Raw genomic sequence first — 20,516 nt, 5'->3', positions numbered from 1 at the left:
GGTGCTTGGGTGTAGACCTCGGCAGGGCGTTCCCGACGGATTTAGAAGCGGACCTGCACGCCGGCCTGGAACAGGGTCGGGTTCATCTGCAGGCGGGTGGTGCCTGGCACCAGCCCGGCCGGGGTCGGCATGTCGAAGCTGGCGTTCGTCCGCGTCCAGACTTTCATAACGCTGGCAAAGGCACCCAGGCGGTGGCTTAGGGCGATGTCGGCGCCGCCTGTCACGACCGGGCCGGTGGTGTCCGAAGCGCGAATGTTGCGCAGCAGGCCATCGTGATTCTTGAGAACGATCGTCCAGTTAAGGCCAGCGCCGGCGTAAGGCCGTATGCGGGCGCCGGGTGCGCCGAAATGATAGCGCAGGGTGTAGCTGCCCGGCGCATAGCGCACCTTGCCCAGCACGCCGGCTCCCGCCAGCGAGCCGGCCGCGGTGAGTGTGGTTTCCGGCGGGATGCCCAGCGTAGCCGCCAAAGACAGGTGCGGCGTGAGATGGTAGCCGAATTCCGTCGTCAGCGTGGTGTTGTTCGACAGCGTACCGTTGGCGCCGGGAAGGGGCTCGCCGCCCACTTTGACCTGCGCCTTTTCGTCGAAGGTGATGTGGCCAACCGCTGCCCGAACATACCAGTGCGGTGATGTGCCGTCCGTGTCTTGCGCCAGTGCCATGGTCGGGAAACAGGCAATGGCAAGCGCGCTGGCTGCCACGAGCGGCGTTTTCATCTTTTTCTCTCCCTGCGGCCGGTTCGGCGGCGATGTGGCCGATGGTGCGGCTTCACCAGGGACATGGCAGATGGTCGGAGATAGCGTCCAAGACCATGTCGATATGTGGCCGATACTTTCAGGGTGTGGAAGCCTCTGGCCGCACGAGCGCATCGGCGCTCAGGCCGGCCAGCTTGAGGATCTTGTCCGGCACCGCGTAGCCCCACAGGCTGTACATGCGCGCGACGATTTCGGCCATTAGTGCCAGCTCGGGGGTGTGGTCCTCGGCGCGGTGGCTCATGATGATCGGTGATGTCGCGGGCTCGGCCAGATCGTGGAATGTGACGCCGTCGATCAGCGACTTGCGCACCGATTCCGGCACGATGCACAGCCCTTCCTCTGCGGCGACCAGCCCGATGGCGATTTGCAACTCGCGTGCCTCGTGGGCGATGCGGGGTGAAATGCCGCGGTCGCGGAACAGGCTCAGCACCTGATCGGCATAGCTGGGGCGCGGCTCGCGGGGATAGAGAATGAGCGGCTCGCCGGATAGTTCATCGAAAGACAGGGGTGTCGTTGCCGTCGCCAGCCGGTGCTCCGCAGGGATGGCCACGACCAGCCGCTCCTCGCGGAGAACGATGCGCCGCACGGCGTCATCCTCGAATCTGATCCGGCCGAAACCGACGTCGATCCGCCCTTCCTTGAGCGCGGCGATCTGATCGAGGCTGACCAGTTCGCCCAAGGACAAGTCGACCTGGGGGGCGCGGCGACGGAACTCGCGGATCAGCGGTGGCAGCCGTGCATAGATGGTGGAGGCGACGAAGCCGATGGCGAAACGGCGCTGCTCGGCCTTCACCGCGCGGGCCACCATGTCGCGCATTTCGCCCATTCTTCCCAGCAGTTGCGTCGCCTGTTCGAACACCAGGCGACCCACGGGGGTGAGGCGCAAGGGTCTTGCGGCGCGATCGAACAGCGGGGCGCCGATTTCGGCCTCCAGTTGCTGGATCTGCCGGCTGAGCGGGGGCTGCGCGATGTGCAGCCGGTCTGCCGCGCGGGTGAAGTTCCGCTCTTCAGCAACGGCGACGAAATAGCGAAGCTGGCGCAGGTTTATCATGCACCATACCTAATAGGTATCGAATGGAGACTGCAATAGTCTTTGGCGCGTGCCCTCCCGGATCCTACCTAGCCGGCATCGAACACCAATTTCGGGAATTGCTTGTGAAGGTTGCGCTTCAGTCGGTCGAAGCCATTCTCGTCGATCTACCGACGATCCGTCCGCATGTGCTGGCAATGGCGACGATGCACCGCCAGACCATCGTGCTGGTGCGTATCCGTACCGCAGATGGCATCGAGGGTATCGGCGAAGGCACGACGATCGGCGGCCTCAGCTATGGCGAGGAAAGCGCCGAGGGCATCAAGCTGGTGATCGACACCTATATCGCGCCGGTCCTGGCGACCTGCGATCTGGGCCGCGTGGCCGAAACGATGGCCGCGATCTCTCGCCACGTCGTGGGCAACCGCATCGCCAAAAGCGCGGTGGAAAGCGCGCTGCTCGATGTGGCTGGCAAGCGGCTGGGCATCCCGGCTGCGGACCTGATCGGTGGGGGCCGTGTGCGCGACAGCATGCCGGTCGCCTGGACTCTGGCCAGCGGCGATACCGGGCGCGACATCGAGGAGGCCGAGGCGATGATCGCCGCGCGGCGCCACAACATCTTCAAGCTGAAGATCGGCAAGCGCGACGTGCGCGCGGATGTGGCGCACGTTGCCGCGATCAAGCGTGCGATCGGCGATCGCGGCAGCGTGCGGGTCGACGTCAACCAGGGCTGGGACGAGACCCAGGCGGATCTCGGCATGGCCTTGCTGGCCGAAGCCGGATGTGATCTCGTCGAGCAGCCGGTCGCCCGGGATGCGCTGGCCGCGATGGCGCGTCTTTCGGCGCGGCATGCCCTTCCGCTGATGGCGGACGAGGCGCTGCACGGCCCGCGATCTGCCTTCACGATCGCCGCCCATGCCGGCGCCCGCGTCTTTGCGCTCAAGATCGCCCAGTCGGGCGGGCTCTTGCCGGCGCGCGAAGTGGCCGCCATCGCCGATGCAGCTGGCGTGGGCCTTTATGGCGGCACGATGCTGGAGGCGGGCGTGGGAACGGCCGCCTCTGCGCAGCTCTTTGCCACGTTGCCGCGCCTGGCCTGGGGGACCGAACTGTTCGGGCCGCTGCTGCTCACCGAGGAGATTCTCGAGGAGCCATTGGTTTATGCCGATTTCGCGCTGCAAGTGCCCGACGGGCCTGGCCTGGGCGTTGCCATCGACGAAGACCGGCTCGCCCGCTTCCGGCGTGACCGCACGGCTCCGACGCTTCATGTGCTGGGAGCGCGCGGCTGATGCTGTTCCAGGTTGAAATGGACGTCGCCATCCCGCTGGGATTCGATCCGGCGGAAGCGCAGCGGCTCAAGGATGCGGAAAAGGCTCGGTTCCAGGAACTGCAGCGGGCAGGCACCTGGCGCCATATCTGGCGGGTGGTCGGGCGCTATGCGAACGTCAGCATCTTCGATGTCGAGAGCAATGCGCAACTGCACGATCTGCTGGTCGGCTTGCCGCTTTACCCGTTCATGGCGATCCGCGTCACGCCGCTCTGCCGGCATCCATCCTCGCTGCACGACGACGACCGCTGATCCGCAAGCAAACGACAGGCGTCCCAGGCGCCGGACGACAAGGAGAGAGAAAATGGACGACAGTTTCGTCAAGACCCACGAGGTCCACGCCCTTTTTGACACGGCGGCCGGCATCGGCAGCGCTGAAGGTTCGCCGCGCGTCAAGGCGATCATGCGCGACATCCTTGAAGCTGCCGCCGCGATTATCGTCCGTCATGACGTGAGCGAAAGCGAATTCTGGCAGGCCGTCACCTTCCTGCAGCAGGGCGCGGACGAGTTCGGCCTGCTCGTGGCCGGGACCGGGCTGGAGCATTTCCTCGACTTGTTCATGGACGCCAAGGATACCGCGGCGGGGCTGACCGGCGGTACGCCGCGCACCATCGAAGGACCGCTCTACGTCGCCGGTGCGCCGCTGGTGGAAGGCGATGTCAACCTGAGCAAGGACCCTGACGATACCGGCGCGCTCTATATGAACGGGCGGGTCATCGGGCCGGAGGGCGAGCCGGTTTCCGACGTGATCCTGCATGTCTGGCACGCGAACTCCAAGGGTTGGTATTCGCATTTCGACCCGACCGGGGAGCAGACGCCGTTCAACAACCGCGCCCGCATCAAGCTGGGCCCGGACGGGCGCTACAGCTTTCATTCGCGCATGCCCAACGGTTACAGCGTGCCGCCGGGCGGAGCTACGGACGTGCTGATGCAGGCGCTGGGACGTCACGGCAATCGCCCGGCCCACGTCCATTTCTTCATCGAGGCGCCGGGCTATCGTACGCTGACCACGCAGATCAACTTCGGCGACGATCCCTTCGCCAAGGACGATTTCGCCTTTGGTACGCGCGAGGGGCTGCTGCCGGTGCCGCAGCGTCAGGGCGACAGCGCCTATATCGCCTTTGATTTCCGCCTGCAGCGCGCCGCCGGCGCCGAAGACGAACAGCTTTCCGCCCGCAGCCGTGCGGCTGCCGAGCCCGCCCTGGCCTGAGAGGAGCCCGACCGTGACTTCGACCCTTGCCGAACGCATCGCCAGCGCGGTTGTCGACGACCCCGAGGCCGGCCTGTTCCGCTGCCGCCGCGATGTCTTCACCGATCCCGATCTCTTCGATCTGGAGATGAAGCACATCTTCGAAGGCAACTGGGTGTATCTGGCGCACGAAAGCCAGATCCCCGAGCCGAACGACTATTTCACCACCTGGATCGGGCGCACCCCGGTTGTCGTCACGCGCGACAAGGGCGGGGAACTGCACGGGTTCATCAACGCCTGCGCGCATCGCGGCGCCACGTTGTGCCGTCGCAAGCATGGCAACAAGGGCAGCTTCACGTGTCCCTTCCACGGCTGGACGTTCAGCAATACCGGCCGGCTGCTCAAGGTGAAAGACGGCAAGAGCGGCGGCTATCCCGACGCCTTCGACACGGCCGGATCGCACGACCTGACGCGGATCGCGCGCTTTGAAAGCTATCGCGGCTTCCTGTTCGGCAGCCTGCGCGCAGACGTGCAGCCGCTTGCCGACTATCTCGGCGCGACGCGCACGGTCATCGACCAGATCGTCGACCAGGCGCCCGACGGGATCGAAGTGCTGCGCGGCAGTTCGACTTACGCCTACAACGGCAACTGGAAGCTCCAGATCGAGAACGGCGCCGACGGCTATCATGTCAGCACGGTCCACTGGAACTATGCCGCCACCATGGCGCATCGGGACTACGACGAGGAAGGCACGCGCACCGTCGATGCCAATGGCTGGTCGAAAAGCGTTGGCGGCGTCTATGGCTTTGAAAACGGACATATCCTGCTGTGGACGCAACTGCTCAACCCTGAAGTGCGGCCGATCCATGCCCATCGCGAGGCGCTGGCGCAGCGGCTGGGGGAAGCCCGCGCGAAGTTCATCGTCGATCAGACGCGCAACCTTTGCCTCTATCCCAATGTCTATCTGATGGACCAGTTTTCCACCCAGATCCGGGTGGTGCGGCCGATCAGCGTGGATCAGACCGAAGTGACGATCTATTGCTTTGCGCCCAAGGGCGAAAGCGCCACCGAGCGGGCGCTGCGGCTGCGCCAGTATGAGGATTTCTTCAACGTCAGCGGCATGGGCACGCCTGACGATCTCGAGGAGTTCCGCGCTTGCCAGACCGCCTATGCTGGCGCCGGCAGTCTGTGGAACGACCTGAGCCGCGGCGCCACGCGCTGGATCGAAGGGCCGGACGACAATGCCCGTGCGATGGGTTTGGAGCCGATCCTGAGCGGCGAGCGCAGCGAGGACGAAGGCCTGTTCGTGCGCCAGCACGAATATTGGGCACAGGCGCTGCTTGCGGCGATCGAAGCGGAAGGTGATGGGGGCGGCGATGGCGCGGCGGTGCCGCCAGCTACCAGCCTGAGGGCCGTGGCATGACCGCGCTGCTGCAGCGCCCGATCGCGCGCGAGGACGTGCTTGCCTTCCTGCACCGTGAGGCACGGCTGCTGGATGATCGCGAATGGGATGCATGGCTGGATTGCTATGCGCCGGACGCAACGTTCTGGATGCCGGCCTGGGATGACGATGACCGTCTGGTCGAAGATCCACAGCGCCACATCTCGCTGATCTATTATCCCAACCGGCAGGGGCTGGAAGACCGCGTCTTTCGCATCAAGACCGAGCGTTCGGGCGCCAGTACGCCCGAGCCGCGCACGAGCCACATGATCGCCAATGTCGAACTGCTGGCCGAACGCGAAGGCGCGGTGGATCTGCGCTTCAACTGGCACACGCTCAGCCATCGTTATGCGGTGACGAGCCAGTTCTTCGGCACGTCCTTCTACACGCTCGACGTGTCGGGCGAGACGCCGGTGATCACCGCCAAGAAGGTGGTGCTGAAAAACGATTATATTCACCAGGTCGTGGACATCTATCACCTGTGATCCGCGACGCTGGCCGGGAGAGGCTGGAATGACCTATCGCATCGCGCTCACCTTCGAGGACGGCGCCACCCGCATCATCGACTGCAATCCCGGCGAGACCGTGCTCGACGCCGCCTATCGGCAGAAGGTCAACCTGCCGATGGACTGTTCGGACGGGGTTTGCGGCACTTGCAAGTGCCGCTGCGAGCAGGGCCGCTACGATATGGGCGACGACTATCTCGAGGAAGCGTTGAGCGCCGACGAAGTGGGCGAGGGGCTGGTGCTGACCTGCCAGATGGTGCCCGCGTCAGACTGCGTCGTTGCCGTGCCGGTGCCTGCGCAGGCGTGCAAGGTGGCGCCCAAGGCGCACGAGGGCACAGTTGTCTCGGTGGAGCTTGTTTCGCAAAGCACGATCCAACTGCGCGTCGCGCTTGACCAGCCCGAGGCGCTGGCTTTCCTGCCGGGGCAATACGTGAACCTGTTCGTGCCCGGCACGAAGGAGTCGCGCTCCTATTCGTTCAGCTCCAAGCCCGGGGCCGCCGAGGCCCAGTTCCTGATCCGCAATGTGCCGGGCGGGCGGATGAGCCGCTGGCTGGTGGAAACCGCGCGTCCTGGTGATCGGCTGTCGATGGTCGGCCCGCAGGGCAGCTTCTTCCTGCGCGATGTCACCCGGCCGGTCCTGCTGCTGGCCGGCGGCACCGGGCTTGCCCCGATCCTGTCGATGCTGGAAGTGCTGGCCGACCGTAGCTGCAATGCGCCGCTCCATCTGCTTTATGGCGTGACCGAAGAGCGCGATCTGGTGGAAACCGATCGGCTTGACGCACTGGCGGCGCGGCTGCCGGGCTTCAGCTGGAGCGCATGCATCAGCAGCCTTGATGCCGCGCATCCGCGCCATGGCTATGTCACCGATCACCTTGACGGCGTGCCGTTCGATGTGGGGAATTGCGATCTCTATCTGTGCGGGCCGCCACCGATGGTGGAGGCGGTGCGCACCGCGCTGCGCGACCGGGGGCTGGCACCGGCGCATTTCCATTACGAGAAGTTCGCGCCGACCGAAGCGGTGCCGACGTGAGCGCGCAGGCACGCTTTGCCGGCAAGGTTCTGGTGGTGACCGGCGCGGCGCAGGGCATCGGCCGCAGCGTTGCCGAACGCGCTGCCCTGGAAGGCGGACGCGTGCTGTTCGTCGATCGGGCGCCGTTCGTTGACGAAGTGGCCGCAGCCGCCGAAGGCGAAACCGCCGCCTTCGTTGCCGATCTGGAAACCCACGAAGGCGCATCGGCGGCGATGGCCGAGGCGATTGCCCGGTTCGGCGGGTTCGATATCCTGATCAATGGTGTTGGTGGAGCGATCCGCATGCGCCCGTTCGATGCTTTCGAACCCGCGCAGATCGAAGCGGAGATCCGCCGCTCCTTGATGCCAACGCTGTGGTGCTGCCACGCCGCGCTGCCGCATTTCCTTGCCAGGGGGCGCGGTACGATCGTCAATATCTCGTCCAACGCCACCCGTGGCATCCGCCGGGGGCCTTACTCGGCCGCCAAGGGCGGGGTGAACGCGCTGACCCAAAGCCTGGCGATGGAATATGCCGCGAACAACATTCGCGTGGTTGCAACCGCCCCCGGCGGGACCGAGGCGCCCCCGCGCCGGGTGCCGCGCAATCCCGATGGCGATACCGCGCAAGAGCAGGCCTGGATGACGGACGTGGTCGAGCAGGTCACCCAGTCGGCGCTGCTCAAACGCTATGGCACCATCGCGGAGCAGGTCGCGCCGATCCTGTTCCTCGCCTCGGACGAGGCTTCCTACATCACCGGAACGGTGCTGCCCGTCGCGGGTGGCGATCTCGGATAACGGACGCAAGCATGACCAGCAAAATCTATGACAGCCCGGCCGCCGCCCTGGATGGACTGCTGTTCGATGGGATGACGATCATGTCCGGCGGCTTTGGCCTTTCGGGCAATCCCGAAAGCCTCATTCCCGTCATCCGGGCATCGGGCGTCCGGCAGCTGACCGTCATTTCCAACAATGCCGGTGCCGATGGGTTCGGCTTGTGGATGCTGCTGGAAAGCCGGCAGGTGCGCAAGATGATCTCGTCCTATGTGGGTGAGAACAAGCTGTTCGAGCAGCAATACCTGTCTGGCGAACTGGAACTGGAACTGAACCCGCAGGGCACGCTGGCCGAGCGCATTCGCGCCGGCGGGGCGGGCATTCCTGCCTTTTACACGCGCACTGGCGTTGGCACCGTGGTGGCCGAGGGCAAGCCGGTCGAGACGTTCGAGGGCGAGGAATATGTGCGCGAAACCTGGCTGCGCGCGGACCTTGCGATCGTGAAGGCGTGGCGCGCCGATCCGGCGGGCAATCTGATGTTCCGCAAGACCGCGCGCAACTTCAACCCGAACATGGCAACCGCAGGCCGCGTGACGGTGGCCGAAGTGGAAGAGATCGTGCCGGAGGGCAGCTTCGATCCCGACTGCATCCACACGCCGGGCATCTATGTCGATCGCATCGTGCGCGCGACGATCAACGAGAAACGGATCGAGAAGCTGACGACCCGCGAAAGGGAGCACGCCTGATGGGCACCGATGCGAAAGGCTGGACCCGCGATGCCATGGCAGCGCGCGCGGCGCGCGAGCTGCGCGACGGCTATTACGTCAACCTGGGTATCGGCATCCCGACGCTGGTTGCCAACCATGTGCCCGAGGGCATCACCGTCACGCTTCAAAGCGAGAACGGCATGCTGGGCATTGGCCCGTTTCCCTATACCGGCGAGCAGGATCCCGACCTGATCAACGCCGGCAAGCAGACGGTCACCGCGCTGCCGACGTCGAGCTTCTTCTCTTCGGCAGACAGCTTTGCGATGATCCGCGGAGGCCATATCGACATGGCGGTGCTGGGCGCGATGGAAGTTGCCGCCAATGGCGATCTCGCCAACTGGACGATCCCGGGCAAGATGGTGAAGGGCATGGGCGGGGCGATGGATCTCGTCGCCGGTGTCCGCCAGGTGGTGGTGGTGATGGACCACGTCGCCAAGGACGGGACGCCCAAGATCCTGGAACGCTGCACCTTGCCGCTGACGGGGCGGGCCTGTGTCGACCTGATCGTCACGGATCTGGGGGTGATCAAGGTCGATCGCGCAAAGGGCGGGCTGCGCTTGATCGAACTGGCCCCCGGCATTTCGGTAGAGGAAGTGACCGCGAAAACCGGTGCCCCGCTCCAGATCGCATTGGCAGCGGAGGCATTGCTGTGACCGCTGCGTTTCTCTGCGATGCGGTGCGCACGCCGATCGGCCGCTATGCCGGCGCGCTGTCTTCGGTTCGGGCCGATGATCTTGCGGCGGTGCCGATCGCGGCATTGGTCGAACGCGGCGCTTTCGATCCGGCAGCGGTCGATGATGTGATCCTGGGATGTGCAAACCAGGCGGGCGAGGACAATCGCAACGTGGCGCGCATTGCAGCGCTGCTCGCCGGGCTGCCCGAAACGGTCGGCGGGGTCACGATCAACCGGCTCTGTGCATCGGGCCTCGACGCAGTCGGCACTGCCGCCCGCGCGATCCTGGCTGGCGACGCCGACCTGCTGATCGCGGGGGGCGTGGAAAGCATGAGCCGCGCTCCCTTCGTCCTGGCCAAGGCGGAAAGCGGTTTTTCCCGGCAGGCGGAAATTCACGACACCACGATCGGCTGGCGCTTCGTCAATCCGCGCATGCGGGCGGGATATGGCGTGGATTCGATGCCGGAGACGGGCGAGAACGTGGCCGCCGATTTCGGCATCGACCGCACCGATCAGGACCTGTTCGCGCTGCGCAGCCAGCAGCGCGCCGCTGCCGCGCAGGCGGCCGGCTTCTTCGCCGAAGAGATCGTGCCGGTGACGATCACCGACCGCAAGGGCCGCGAGACGCGCACCGATGCCGACGAACACCCGCGTGCCGATACCACGCTCGACACGCTGGCACGGCTGCGCCCGGTGGTTCGGCCCGATGGCACGGTGACGGCGGGCAATGCTTCGGGCGTGAACGATGGCGCGGCAGCGATGATCGTCGCCAGCGAGGCGGCGGTTCGCGACCATGGCCTGACACCGCGTGCACGAATCCTGGGCATGGCGAGTGCCGGCGTTGCCCCGCGCATCATGGGCATCGGCCCCGTGCCGGCAACGCAGAAGCTCCTTGCCCGGCTGGGGCTGTCGCTGGCGGCGATCGACGCGATCGAACTGAACGAGGCCTTTGCCTCGCAAGGGCTGGCGGTGCTGCGGGGATTGGGGCTGGCCGACGACGATCCCCGCGTCAATCCGAACGGCGGCGCCATTGCGCTCGGCCATCCGCTTGGCATGTCGGGTGCGCGCCTCGCCATGACTCTGGTGCATCAGCTTGAGAAATCCGGTGGCAAGCTGGGATTGGCGACGCTGTGCGTCGGCGTGGGCCAGGGCCTGGCGCTGGTGGTGGAGCGCGTATGAGCCCGCACCATCTCACCCTTGGCGATGGTTGCCGCCTGGCCTGGACCAGTGATGGCGATCCGGCGGCGCCGCCGCTGATCCTGTCCAATTCGCTGGGCACCGATCGCACGATGTGGACGCCGCAACTGGCGCCTCTCGCGCAGCACTTCCGCGTCATTCGCTATGATACGCGCGGCCATGGCGCCTCCGATGCCTGGCCCGGCGGCTATGGCCTCGACCGGCTGGGTCGCGACGTTCTGGAACTGGCCGACGCGCTCGGGCTTGCCCGGTTCGCGTTTTGTGGCCTGTCCCTTGGCGGCATGACCGGGCAGTGGCTGGGTGTCTATGCGCCCGAGCGGCTCACCCGTCTCGTCATCGCCAACAGCGCGCCCTATTTGGGGCCGCCCTCGGCATGGGATGCGCGGATCGCCACGGTGCGCAGCCAGGGCATGGCGGCCATTGCCGACGCGGTGGTGGAGCGCTGGTTCACGCCCGCCTTTCGCGCCGATCCGGACAATACCGCAGCCATCCTTGCCACGCTGCATGTCACCGACCCACAAGGCTATGCGGGCTGTTGCGCTGCCATTCGGGACATGGACCTGCGCCCACTGCTCGGGCTGATCGAAACGCCCACGCTGGTGATCGGGGGCGCGCAGGACCCCGCCACCCCGCCCGAGCAGACGAGGGCCTTGATCGAGGGAATCGCGGGCGCGACCGGCGTTATCCTGGACGCGGCGCACCTGTCCAATCTCGAACAGCCCGCTGCCTTCACGTCCGCGCTGCTCGATCATCTGAATAAAACAAGCGGAGAGTGATATGACGACCTTGTTGGACGATGGGCATCTCGATGGTCGCCTGTTCGATGGCGCTTGGGTGCAGGCTGCCAATAGCTATGACGTGATCGAGCCGGCCACCGGCGCGGTGCTGGGGCGTGCGGGCTCTGCCGATGCGGAAACGGTTGTCCGCACGGCGGCGGCAGCCCGCGCCGCGCAAGCCGGCTGGGCCACGGCCGCTCCCGATGTGCGGGCCAGCGTCTTCCCCAAGGCGGCGGCGCTGGCGCGTGCGCACTGGGAATCGATCGTCACCTGGATCATGCGCGAAAGCGGCTCGGTGCGTGCCAAGGCGGAGTTCGAGCTGTCCATCACCGTCAAGGCGATCGAGCTGGCCGGCGCAATGCCGCATCAGTCGCAGGGCCTGGTTCTGCCCAGTGAGGCAGGTCGGCTGAGCCTTGCCCGCCGTCGCCCGCTTGGCGTGGTCGGGGTGATCGCGCCGTTCAACTTCCCGCTCTACCTCGCCATGCGAGCGGTGGCACCGGCGTTGGCGGTGGGCAACGCGGTGGTGCTCAAGCCCGATCCGCGCACGGCGGTGTGCGGCGGCTATGTGATCGCGCGCCTGTTCGAACTGGCCGGGTTGCCGGCCGGGGTGCTCGCGGTGCTGCCGGGTGGCAGCGCGGCGGGGGCCGCGCTGTGCGAGGATCGCAATGTCGCGATGATCCAGTTCACCGGCTCGACCGCTGCGGGCCGCAAGGTGGGCGAGGCCGCAAGCCGGCACCTGAAGAAGGTCTCGCTCGAACTTGGCGGCAAGAATGCGCTGATCGTGCTTGAGGATGCCGATCTCGATCTGGCCGTGCGCAACGCGGCTTGGGGGGCTTGGCTGCATCAGGGCCAGATCTGCATGACGGCAGGGCGCATCCTCGTCCATCGCGCGATCTTCGACGCCTTTGCCGCGCAGCTGGCAGACAAGGCGCGGGCGCTGCCGGCGGGGGATCCGATGTCGGGCGCTGTCGCGGTCGGCCCGCTGATCAACCAGGCACAGCTTGATCATGCGCGTGATATCCTTAATCGCAGCGTTGCGGCTGGCGCACGGGTGGCGGCGGGCGGCACCGTCGATGGCCTCTGCCTTGCGCCCACGGTGCTGGAAGGCGTGACGCCCGGCATGGCCGCGTTCGACGAGGAAATTTTCGGGCCGGTGGCCGTGCTGGTTCCGTTCGATACCGACGAACAGGCGATCGCGATGGCCAACGACACCGAATATGGCCTGTCCGCAGCCGTGATCTCCAACGACGTTGGCCGCGCCATGGCGCTGGGCGAACAACTGCGCGCCGGGCTGGTTCACATCAACGACCAGACCGTGAACGACGAGGTGGTCAATCCCTTTGGCGGGGTTGGTGCGTCGGGCAACGGATCGTCGATCGGCGGCCCGGCCAACTGGGAGGAATTCACCCATTGGCAGTGGCTGACCGTGAAGGCCGCCGCGCCCGCCTATCCGTTCTGATCCGCCGCCTCGCCGCAGCAAGGCCAAGCCAAGAACACCCAGGAGATGATGATGACCGAAATGCGTGAAATCACCGCCGCCGTCGCTCGCGAACAAGGCGCTCCCTTTGCAATCGAGACCGCCAAGATCGCGGCGCCCGGGCCGGGCGAAGTGCTGGTTCGGATCGTCGCGGTGGGCGTTTGCCACACCGACATCATCGTGCGTGATCAGTATTATCCAGTGCCGCTTCCGGCTGTGCTCGGCCATGAAGGATCGGGCGTGGTCGAGGCGATCGGTGCTGGCGTTGCCGCGGTGGCGCCGGGCGACCATGTCGTTCTCAGCTTCGCGTCGTGCGGCGTGTGCAATCCCTGCCTGTCCGGGCATCCCGCGCATTGCGCCGATTTCTTCGGCCTGAACTTCGGGGGTGGCCGCAAGGATGGCTCCACCGCCACTTGCGACGCGCATGGGCATGTGCTGCACGATCATTTCTTCGGCCAGTCGTCGTTCGGCAGCTTTGCCATCGCGCAGGAACGCAATGTCGTCAAAGTGGCGAAGGACGCGCCACTGGAATTGCTTGGCCCGCTGGGGTGTGGCATCCAGACCGGCGCGGGGGCGGTGCTGCGCGCGATGAAGGTGCCGGCTGGCGCCGGCTTTGCCGCCTTCGGCTCGGGCGCAGTGGGGTTGAGCGCGATCATGGCCGCCCGTGTTGCGGGGGCGGCAAAGATCATCGCGGTGGACGTGACGCCAAGCCGGCTGGAACTGGCCCTGGAACTGGGTGCCACCCATGTGGTCAACAGCCGGGAAACCGATCCGGTGGCGGCGATCCAGGAAATCACCGGAGGCGGTGCGGACTTCACGCTGGAAAGCAGCGGACGGCCCGAGGTTCTGCGCCAGGCGATCGACGCGCTGACCATCCTGGGCACCTGCGGTATCGTCGGCGCGCCCAAGCTTGGCACCGAGGCCAAGTTCGACGTGAACATGGTGATGGTGCCGGGCAAGCGGATCATGGGCATCGTGGAGGGGGATGCCGTGCCGCAGGTCTTCATCCCGGAACTGATCGCGCTTCACGGCCAGGGCCGTTTCCCGTTTGATCGACTGGTCAAGTTCTACGACTTTGCCGACATCAACCAGGCGGTCAGCGACAGCGAGAGCGGAAAGACCATCAAGCCGATCCTTCGGCTGCCGGCCTGACCGGAGCGACGGGGCTGCCGCTGGCGGCCTCGTCGGCCCCGACCGCGCAGCGCGATCGATGAGAGGTGGACACAATGGCGCTAAACCCCACGCAACCCGTTGATCTTCTTATCAAGACGCGATCGGGTACGGTGCGGGGCGTCGTCGATGGCGGCGTTCGCACCTGGCGCGGCATTCCCTATGCCGCGCCGCCGGTTGGCGACTGGCGGTTTCGCGGTCCGCGCCCGCCGCAGCCTTGGCAGGGGATCCGCGATGCGTACGAATTCGGTGCGCTCCCGGTGCAGAAGCGCGGTTTCGAGCCGATCGGCGGCGCGGGGCGCACGACGCCGATGGACGAGGATTGCCTGACCATCAACGTCTCCGCGCCGCTCGATGCGGGCAAAGGCCCACGGCCGGTGGTGGTGTGGATCTACGGCGGCGGCTTCTCGCTGGGGGGAAGCCGCACGCCGCTCTATCGCGGTCAGCATCTGGTCGTTGAAGGCGATATCGTCTTCGTCAGCTTCAACTACCGCGTCGGTGTTTTCGGCTTTTCGGATTTCAGCGCCTGGTCGACCGACGAGAACCCGATCGACAGCAATCTGGGCTTGCGTGACCAAGTGGCGGCGCTCACTTGGGTGCAGGAAAATATCCATGCGTTCGGCGGCGATCCCGGCAACGTCACGATCGTCGGCCAGTCTGCCGGGGCGATGTCGGCGGTGACGCTGATGGGCATTCCGGCTGCGCGGGGGCTGTTCCATCGCGTGTTCGCCATGAGCGCCGCCGGCATCAGCGTCCACAGTCCGCAGCGGCATAAGCAGTTCGCCCGCGAACTCCTGGTCATGTTGGGTGTCGATCCAGAGGCAAAGGACGTGGCGGCGCGCGCGCTCAAGCGCCTGCCTGCGCAGGATTTGAACGCGGTGGCGGCGCGCTTCTTCTACGATATCGCACCAGATCGATACCCCGGCTTTCTGCCGAGTTCGCCGGTGATCGACGGCGATTTCCTGCCGCAGCACCCGATTGACGCGTTTCGCGAGGGCAAGGCTCATCCTGTCCCCCTGGTGATCGGCACCATGTCGCGCGAAGGCGCCATGCTCGACAAGGCGCTGCCCGTGCTGTGCAGCCGGGTAAACCGGCTGGAGGCGATGTTTGCCAGCGAGGAACCCGCGCTCCGAACCCGCATCGCCGCAGCCTATCCGGGGTATCCTTCGCGCCGGACCGCTGTGGACATCGCCGGAGACCTCAATTTCTGGCTGCCAACCATCCAGATTGGCGAGGGGCACGCGCAGTTCAGCGATTGCTGGGTCTATCGCTTCGATTACGCCACGCCACTCACTCGGCTGGTGTTCGGGGAAGCGACGCACGGCCTCGACCTGCCGATGCTGTTTGGCACGACCGGGGAAGGGGAACTCGGGCTGCTCGACTTGTTCCGCAAACGGCGCTCCAGGGAGGTAAGCCGGCGCTTCCGGCAGGTCTTCCTGGACTTTGCCCAAGGCATTTCACCGGGTTGGGCCCAATACAATGAGGCAGGCCGGGCAACGCACGTCTTCGCTTTCACCGATCGCGACGGAAGCGACCCCCGCCAAGTGCGCCGGATCGCGTGGAACCGTTATCGCGGGCCGGATTAACGGACGAGGATGATTTCCGCCAAGGGGACGCCGAGCTGCGGGGCTGTTCGAGATATGTATTGATTAATCACCAACCTTCCTCCACAACGGTGGCGAAGGTGCAAGACTGCCATGGCAGCGGCGCTGCACGAGACAAGCGCGGCGCGATGCCGTGCGGAGGAGAGCGATGCGCAACGATGAAGACGAGCGGCTATTGTCGCCAAGGTATGGCCGCACGTTCATCGCCATGAGTTTCCTGGTGGCGACGTTCAACTTCGCCGATCGCTCGGTCTTTGCGGTCACCGCCCAGGCGATCAAGAGCGACCTGGCGCTCAGCGACTTCCAGCTTGGCATTCTGCAGGGATTGTCGTTCGCGGTGCTCTATGCGCTGCTGGGCGTGCCGATCGGGCGACTGGCTGAACGCCGTTCGCGGCTGGGCATCATCACCGCGGCGATCCTGTTCTGGTCAGGAATGACCATGGCATGTGCTGCTGCCGGCAGCTTTGTCCAGATGATGCTGTGCCGCATCGGCGTGGGCATGGGTGAGGCGGGATCGCAGCCGGCTACCTCGTCGCTGGTCGGCGATCTGTTTCCACGGCAGCGGCGCGCCTCGGTCATGGGCTTGATCCTGCTCGGCTCGCCGATCGGCACGTTTGTCGGCGCCTCGGTTGGCGGTGCAGTGGCTGGAATGTGGGGCTGGCGCACGGCATTCGTGGTGATGGGCTTGCCGGGTCTGCTGATCGGCCTGCTCGTCGTGCTGTTGCTGCGCGAGCCGCGTCGGGGGCTTGCCGATGGCTTGGCCGCCACGCCGCGCCCGGCGCCGGATTTCCGCGCGTTTCTCAAGGTGGTGGGACGCAAGCCGGCACTAGTCTACGTGATCGCCGGCGGCGCCTTGGCGGGCTTTGGGATGAGTTCGATCTCGCAGTTCCTGGCTGTCTTTCTCAGCCGCGCCTATGATCTGCCGGCGCGCACGGCCGGCACGCTCTATGGCACGATTTCGGCGCTGGCGCTGGGCAGCGGGCTGCTGATCGGCTCGTTCGGAACCGATTGGCTGGCGCGGCGTGGCGATGGACGCTGGCCGGCCTGGGGCGCGGCGATCGGGCTGCTCATCGCGCCATTTTCCTATTGGATCGCGCTCAATGCTGCATCGCCGATCACGGGTACGGTGCTGTTGATCGTGTCGGGCTGTTTCCTGCTGCTGTATTATGGGCCGACCACGGGCATGATCCAGAACCTGCTGGAGCCCCGTATGCGCGCCACCGGGGCGGCGGTATTCGGCATGTTCTACACCCTGGTGGGTTATGGTGGCGGACCCACGTTCGTGGGCTGGATGAGCGACTGGTTCGCCACGCGCGCCTATGGTGCGGCGGATTACCTGGCGCGCTGCCCGGCGGCGCGGCCCGGCATGGGGGCGCTCGATGCCGCGCACCAGGCCTGTGCCGCAGCCTCTGCCAGCGGCCTGCGTTCCGCCCTGATGGCATCGGTCTGCGTGTTCTTCATTGCCGCGGTGATGTTCCTGCTGGCCGCGCGCACCCTGCGCCAGGACTATTTCGTGGCGGAGCCGGCGGCGTGAGTGCCAATCTGCGCGCCTGGTTCGAAGGCTATATCGCCGCGTTCAACCGCAACGATTTTGACCGCTTTGGCGCCTATTACGCGCAGGATGTGGTCTTTGCCGGCCAGGCTGCACAAGTCGTTGGGCGCGCCGCGGTGCTCGATTTCTATCGCACGGTAAAAGCTTATCTCGATGAATCGCTGGAATTGTTGACGTTTGTCGGCGCGCCTGATGGCAGTCGCATTGCCGCCGAATTGCGCACAAGCCTGGTGGCGCGGCGTGACTGGCCTGATATGCCGACTGGCGCGATGCTGGCGGGTGACTGGCGGGAGAGCGTGAACTTCGTGCTCTATGATATTGAAGACGGGCACTTTGTGCGTGTGCGGTCGGCCCGGTTCGGCAAAGGCCGGACATGAATCCCGAGGCGCGCCTCGCTGCCTATATCGATGCATTCAACCGCAGCGACTATGATGCGCTGTGCGATTTCTATGCCCCCGATGTGCGGCTGGTGATCGGCAACGGCACCGAACTGGTGGGCCGGGCGGCGATCGTGGCGTTCTATCGCCCGATCAAGCAGCACACCCAGCGCACCATCACGGTGCGGCAATGCTTTCACGATAGCCAGGTGTTGGCGGCGGAGCTGGAATCCGAGTTCCTGGCGCTGACCGACTTGCCGGAATTTGCCGCCGGGCCGATGCGGCGCGGTGATCGGCGCTATCTCAACAGCCTGGTGTTCTATGATTTCGTCGGGCCGCATTACACCCGCATTCGCGCTGCCGTGCTCAAGCGGGCTTATCGCCCCTTGGCTTGAGACGTGGTTCTGGCGTGTGAGCCTGGCCAGGGAAAGCCATCGGCCGGTTCGGAAGCGGGTGGGGCCGGGGCGAATGACGCCGCGCGGTTGACGTCGCCACCCAGATAGTGCGTGGCCGTGGGATAGGCATAGAGCGGCCGCTCGCGCAGCGTGCCATCCGCCAAGCGGGCGATGGCCGGCACCGCATCGGGCGCACGACCCTGTTCGACCCATTGCACCATTGCCCCCAGGAAGTCTTCTTCATAGGGCACATAGCCGCCCTGGCAGTGATAGCCACCGGGCACCAGGAATAGCCGGGCAAACGCGCGGGTGGCGGCCAGGCCGCCCATGGTGTCGCGCACTGCCTGGTAATAGTCGAGCATGCCGCGCGCGCCGGCGGCATTATCGGCCAGGCCCTGCCACAGGATCAGCTTGCCGCCGTGGGCGTGAAAGCGGGTGAGATCGGGATCGGTCGCGTCGAACGGCGCCCCTGCGGCGAGCAACCGAGCAAGGCTGGCGCGGGTGAAGCGCCAGTCGCGCCAAACGAAGTTGGCCGGCAGGCCATCGGGGAGGAGCAGCCGGGCAATAAAGGCTTCGGCGGCGAACTTACCCGTCTGCGTGGCCGCGCCCGCGCCGACCCAGCCCAGTTCGCTGCCATAGGGCGCGCCGCCGGGAAACAGTGCGGTGCCATCGGACGCGGTAGGCCCTTGGTAATAGGCGCGCGCGGCGCTGACTTGTGGTGGCGTAAGGCAATTGCTGTCGCCGCTATCGGGGCAGCGCAGCGTGGCCGGATCGAAATCGCAGCGGCGTGGATCGTCGATCTGGCCATCGGGAATGCCGTCGAGCGCATCGCAGTGGTCGATCACCGCGTGGTGGAGCAGGGTGACGGCGGCAGTGGTGAACACCTCATGGCCGCTGGCGTCGAGCCCGTGCTGCGCTTCCCACAGGAACAGTTGCATGGCGGCAGGCATGGAGACCGAGGAACCGGCGACGATGCCATCGAAATCATCAGGATAGCGTTGCGCTTCCATCAGGGCCTCACGCCCACCGCCCGAGCAGCCGACGAAATAGCTGGCCGTGGGTGGCTTGCCATAAAAGTGTGTGACGATCGCCTTGGCGGCCAAGGCCGTGGCATGGGTGGCCTTGTGGGCGAACTGCATCCGCAACTCCGGGTCACTGGCCCAGGTCGCGTCCCCGATGCCCGCCCCGAAATGGCCGCCATTGTCAAAAGCGACGGCAAAGCCGCCATCGGCCAGATGGGCATTGCTGCATAGCGGGACGATGGTCTCGCCGATCACGCCGCACATGCCGCCGCACCCGCCCTGAAGGAACCGGCCGCGATAGCCCGACAAGGGCAGCCGCAGCACGAACTGGGTTTGCGGCGCGGCATAGCCGGTGACGAGGCAGGTGGCTTCCTGTTCGCGGGCGCTGATCACGCGATAGGCAATCGCGCCAGCGCGCGCGGTGATGGGGGTAACCAGGGCGGCGCAGGGGACCACGGGCGCCTGCGCGGTTCTTTCCGGCAGCGCGATGAGCGGGGAAGCGGGGGCTGCGTTGGCCGGGGCGCTGCAGAGCAGGCTCAAGCAGAGACCGAGCGCGCGTGTGAAGCCGCGCATCATGCTGCATACCGTGCGATCAGGGCCTGTTCCGCGCCCAGTGGATCGGCGCGAGCGGCTGATATCGCGGCGAACACCATGGTTTCCCGCTGTGGCAGGCGATAGGCTGGCCAATGTGGCACCCCCGCGCCATTGGGATTGCCGTGGCGGGCAAAGTGCGTCCATGCCGCGCTCATCGTGTCGGCAAGCGGCTGGGCAGCGGCATAATCCGGGCCAATAGCGCCGGGCGCGCGCGACAGGGTATCGAACACCAGCGGCAGGTCGAGGCCATGCGGACTGCGCATGCGGCCACCCTGTGGCATGACCGGCCAATCGAGCAGATAGGCAAACACCGGCGCGCGGCCGAGGGCGGCATGGCGATCGGCCGCGATGCGGGCGTTGCGGCCCATGCCAAGCTCGGTCGTGATGGCGAAATAGGTGTCGCTGGCGCTTGCCCCAGGGTGAAGGCTTCGAAAGCCCGCAATCAAGCCCGCAGCGTCATGCACCGCGGCGGGGAGCATCTCCGGCAGGCTGGGCCAATCGAGGGTGAAGGCGCGGGGCGGGGGAAACAGCCCGGTCGTTTCCGTTGCAGTATGGCCGATCAGCAGGGGAACATCTGGCGCGACAGGCGGTGCACCGGGGCCGAACGGGGTGTGTGGCACAACGATGCCATCGGCCACCACGCCCGGCCCGCGGGTGGGATCTCCGCCCGTTACCTGGCGAATGGCATCGAGCAGGCGATCGGCCGGCACCTGGCGCAAGGCATCGGGCGCGGTTGGCGCCAGGCCGAGGGCGGCCATGATCGCGCGGGTCTGGCGCTCCGCATCGTCTGGCGCGATGGTATAAGTGCCAAATCCGCTTTGCAGGATCGCGCGCTGAAACAGGCCGCGCTGACGGCATCGCCAGCAACGCAGCGACCTTTGAACCACCACC

At 66.1% G+C, this 20,516-nt stretch carries 21 protein-coding genes; 17 read left to right on the top strand and 4 right to left on the bottom strand.

The features are described 5' to 3' along the window. Window positions 1-41: 41 nt before the first annotated feature. Together R9J51_RS15850 and R9J51_RS15845 are read right to left on the bottom strand one after the other, a co-directional pair. Window positions 42-713: an OmpW family outer membrane protein gene (locus tag R9J51_RS15850; RefSeq protein ID WP_179505036.1), complete on the bottom strand. Its 672-nt coding sequence runs from the start codon at window positions 711-713 to the stop codon at window positions 42-44. A gap of 118 nt (window positions 714-831) precedes the next feature. After that, on the bottom strand, window positions 832-1,800 hold the full coding sequence (locus tag R9J51_RS15845; RefSeq protein WP_168555586.1) for a LysR substrate-binding domain-containing protein: 969 nt from the start codon (window positions 1,798-1,800) through the stop codon (window positions 832-834). 107 nt (window positions 1,801-1,907) lie between these two features. Between R9J51_RS15845 and R9J51_RS15840 the strand changes: the two genes are divergently transcribed. From R9J51_RS15840 to R9J51_RS15760, 17 genes are all read left to right on the top strand, one after another. After that, window positions 1,908-3,068: a muconate/chloromuconate family cycloisomerase gene (locus tag R9J51_RS15840; RefSeq protein ID WP_432787571.1), complete on the top strand. Its 1,161-nt coding sequence runs from the start codon at window positions 1,908-1,910 to the stop codon at window positions 3,066-3,068. Beyond that, window positions 3,068-3,358 carry a muconolactone Delta-isomerase gene (gene catC, locus R9J51_RS15835; protein ID WP_179505034.1) on the top strand — a complete coding sequence of 97 codons (291 nt, stop codon included), beginning with the start codon at window positions 3,068-3,070 and terminating at the stop codon, window positions 3,356-3,358. Before R9J51_RS15840 ends, catC begins: the two co-directional genes overlap by 1 nt. 52 nt (window positions 3,359-3,410) lie before the next feature. Then, window positions 3,411-4,316: a dioxygenase gene (locus R9J51_RS15830; RefSeq protein ID WP_179505033.1), complete on the top strand. Its 906-nt coding sequence runs from the start codon at window positions 3,411-3,413 to the stop codon at window positions 4,314-4,316. 13 nt (window positions 4,317-4,329) lie between these two features. Further along, window positions 4,330-5,718: a Rieske 2Fe-2S domain-containing protein gene (locus tag R9J51_RS15825; RefSeq protein WP_179505032.1), complete on the top strand. Its 1,389-nt coding sequence runs from the start codon at window positions 4,330-4,332 to the stop codon at window positions 5,716-5,718. Then, the gene (benB, locus tag R9J51_RS15820) at window positions 5,715-6,221 is read left to right on the top strand and encodes a benzoate 1,2-dioxygenase small subunit (RefSeq protein ID WP_168555300.1); all 507 of its coding nucleotides are present in this window, start codon (window positions 5,715-5,717) and stop codon (window positions 6,219-6,221) included. Before R9J51_RS15825 ends, benB begins: the two co-directional genes overlap by 4 nt. A 28-nt stretch (window positions 6,222-6,249) precedes the next feature. After that, on the top strand, window positions 6,250-7,272 hold the full coding sequence (gene benC / locus R9J51_RS15815) for a benzoate 1,2-dioxygenase electron transfer component BenC (protein WP_179505031.1): 1,023 nt from the start codon (window positions 6,250-6,252) through the stop codon (window positions 7,270-7,272). After that, window positions 7,269-8,045, top strand: coding sequence for a benzoate diol dehydrogenase BenD (gene benD, locus R9J51_RS15810; RefSeq protein ID WP_179505030.1), 777 nt, complete (start codon window positions 7,269-7,271; stop codon window positions 8,043-8,045). Before benC ends, benD begins: the two co-directional genes overlap by 4 nt. A gap of 11 nt (window positions 8,046-8,056) precedes the next feature. Next, window positions 8,057-8,767 carry a CoA transferase subunit A gene (locus R9J51_RS15805; protein ID WP_168555297.1) on the top strand — a complete coding sequence of 237 codons (711 nt, stop codon included), beginning with the start codon at window positions 8,057-8,059 and terminating at the stop codon, window positions 8,765-8,767. Further along, window positions 8,767-9,441, top strand: a complete 675-nt coding sequence (locus R9J51_RS15800; protein ID WP_179505029.1) for a 3-oxoacid CoA-transferase subunit B — start codon at window positions 8,767-8,769, stop codon at window positions 9,439-9,441. Before R9J51_RS15805 ends, R9J51_RS15800 begins: the two co-directional genes overlap by 1 nt. Then, window positions 9,438-10,640, top strand: coding sequence for a 3-oxoadipyl-CoA thiolase (pcaF, locus tag R9J51_RS15795; RefSeq protein WP_179505028.1), 1,203 nt, complete (start codon window positions 9,438-9,440; stop codon window positions 10,638-10,640). Before R9J51_RS15800 ends, pcaF begins: the two co-directional genes overlap by 4 nt. Continuing rightward, window positions 10,637-11,434 (top strand): 3-oxoadipate enol-lactonase, encoded by a 798-nt coding sequence (gene pcaD, locus R9J51_RS15790; RefSeq protein ID WP_179505027.1) that lies wholly within the window; start codon window positions 10,637-10,639, stop codon window positions 11,432-11,434. The genes pcaF and pcaD overlap by 4 nt, the downstream gene beginning before the upstream one ends. 1 nt (window position 11,435) lies before the next feature. Further along, entirely contained in the window at window positions 11,436-12,893 is a 1,458-nt protein-coding gene (locus R9J51_RS15785; protein ID WP_179505026.1) for a benzaldehyde dehydrogenase, read from the top strand. 45 nt (window positions 12,894-12,938) lie between these two features. Further along, window positions 12,939-14,063, top strand: coding sequence for an NAD(P)-dependent alcohol dehydrogenase (locus R9J51_RS15780; RefSeq protein WP_179505025.1), 1,125 nt, complete (start codon window positions 12,939-12,941; stop codon window positions 14,061-14,063). Between the two features lie 74 nt (window positions 14,064-14,137). Beyond that, window positions 14,138-15,667: a carboxylesterase/lipase family protein gene (locus tag R9J51_RS15775; RefSeq protein ID WP_179505024.1), complete on the top strand. Its 1,530-nt coding sequence runs from the start codon at window positions 14,138-14,140 to the stop codon at window positions 15,665-15,667. A gap of 166 nt (window positions 15,668-15,833) precedes the next feature. After that, window positions 15,834-17,219 (top strand): spinster family MFS transporter, encoded by a 1,386-nt coding sequence (locus tag R9J51_RS15770; RefSeq protein WP_169474745.1) that lies wholly within the window; start codon window positions 15,834-15,836, stop codon window positions 17,217-17,219. Beyond that, window positions 17,216-17,614, top strand: a complete 399-nt coding sequence (locus R9J51_RS15765) for a nuclear transport factor 2 family protein (RefSeq protein ID WP_179505023.1) — start codon at window positions 17,216-17,218, stop codon at window positions 17,612-17,614. Before R9J51_RS15770 ends, R9J51_RS15765 begins: the two co-directional genes overlap by 4 nt. Then, window positions 17,611-18,009: a nuclear transport factor 2 family protein gene (locus R9J51_RS15760; RefSeq protein WP_179505022.1), complete on the top strand. Its 399-nt coding sequence runs from the start codon at window positions 17,611-17,613 to the stop codon at window positions 18,007-18,009. Before R9J51_RS15765 ends, R9J51_RS15760 begins: the two co-directional genes overlap by 4 nt. On the opposite strand, the gene R9J51_RS15755 is transcribed toward R9J51_RS15760, so the two are convergent. Further along, complete coding sequence (locus tag R9J51_RS15755) at window positions 17,991-19,607, bottom strand: tannase/feruloyl esterase family alpha/beta hydrolase (protein ID WP_218847403.1); 1,617 nt, start codon at window positions 19,605-19,607, stop codon at window positions 17,991-17,993. The genes R9J51_RS15760 and R9J51_RS15755 overlap by 19 nt on opposite strands. Beyond that, window positions 19,604-20,512, bottom strand: a complete 909-nt coding sequence (locus tag R9J51_RS15750; protein WP_179562266.1) for a carboxylesterase family protein — start codon at window positions 20,510-20,512, stop codon at window positions 19,604-19,606. The genes R9J51_RS15755 and R9J51_RS15750 overlap by 4 nt, the downstream gene beginning before the upstream one ends. Window positions 20,513-20,516 lie beyond the last annotated feature (4 nt).

The organism is Novosphingobium rhizosphaerae (assembly GCF_050920675.1).
In the GTDB taxonomy this organism is placed as follows: domain Bacteria; phylum Pseudomonadota; class Alphaproteobacteria; order Sphingomonadales; family Sphingomonadaceae; genus Novosphingobium; species Novosphingobium rhizosphaerae.
The sequence above is the reverse complement of the archived record's forward strand: the minus strand, read 5'-3'. Positions and strand labels throughout refer to the sequence as shown.

Coding starts and splice junctions, on each gene's coding strand:
- catC (WP_179505034.1), top strand. CDS start 3,068: ATGCTGTTCCAGGTTGAAATGGACGTCGCCATCCCGCTGGGATTCGAT.
- R9J51_RS15770 (WP_169474745.1), top strand. CDS start 15,834: ATGCGCAACGATGAAGACGAGCGGCTATTGTCGCCAAGGTATGGCCGC.
- benC (WP_179505031.1), top strand. CDS start 6,250: ATGACCTATCGCATCGCGCTCACCTTCGAGGACGGCGCCACCCGCATC.
- R9J51_RS15800 (WP_179505029.1), top strand. CDS start 8,767: ATGGGCACCGATGCGAAAGGCTGGACCCGCGATGCCATGGCAGCGCGC.
- R9J51_RS15780 (WP_179505025.1), top strand. CDS start 12,939: ATGATGATGACCGAAATGCGTGAAATCACCGCCGCCGTCGCTCGCGAA.
- pcaD (WP_179505027.1), top strand. CDS start 10,637: ATGAGCCCGCACCATCTCACCCTTGGCGATGGTTGCCGCCTGGCCTGG.
- R9J51_RS15755 (WP_218847403.1), bottom strand. CDS start 19,607: ATGATGCGCGGCTTCACACGCGCGCTCGGTCTCTGCTTGAGCCTGCTC.
- R9J51_RS15775 (WP_179505024.1), top strand. CDS start 14,138: ATGGCGCTAAACCCCACGCAACCCGTTGATCTTCTTATCAAGACGCGA.
- R9J51_RS15830 (WP_179505033.1), top strand. CDS start 3,411: ATGGACGACAGTTTCGTCAAGACCCACGAGGTCCACGCCCTTTTTGAC.
- R9J51_RS15850 (WP_179505036.1), bottom strand. CDS start 713: ATGAAAACGCCGCTCGTGGCAGCCAGCGCGCTTGCCATTGCCTGTTTC.
- R9J51_RS15805 (WP_168555297.1), top strand. CDS start 8,057: ATGACCAGCAAAATCTATGACAGCCCGGCCGCCGCCCTGGATGGACTG.
- benB (WP_168555300.1), top strand. CDS start 5,715: ATGACCGCGCTGCTGCAGCGCCCGATCGCGCGCGAGGACGTGCTTGCC.
- R9J51_RS15785 (WP_179505026.1), top strand. CDS start 11,436: ATGACGACCTTGTTGGACGATGGGCATCTCGATGGTCGCCTGTTCGAT.
- R9J51_RS15760 (WP_179505022.1), top strand. CDS start 17,611: ATGAATCCCGAGGCGCGCCTCGCTGCCTATATCGATGCATTCAACCGC.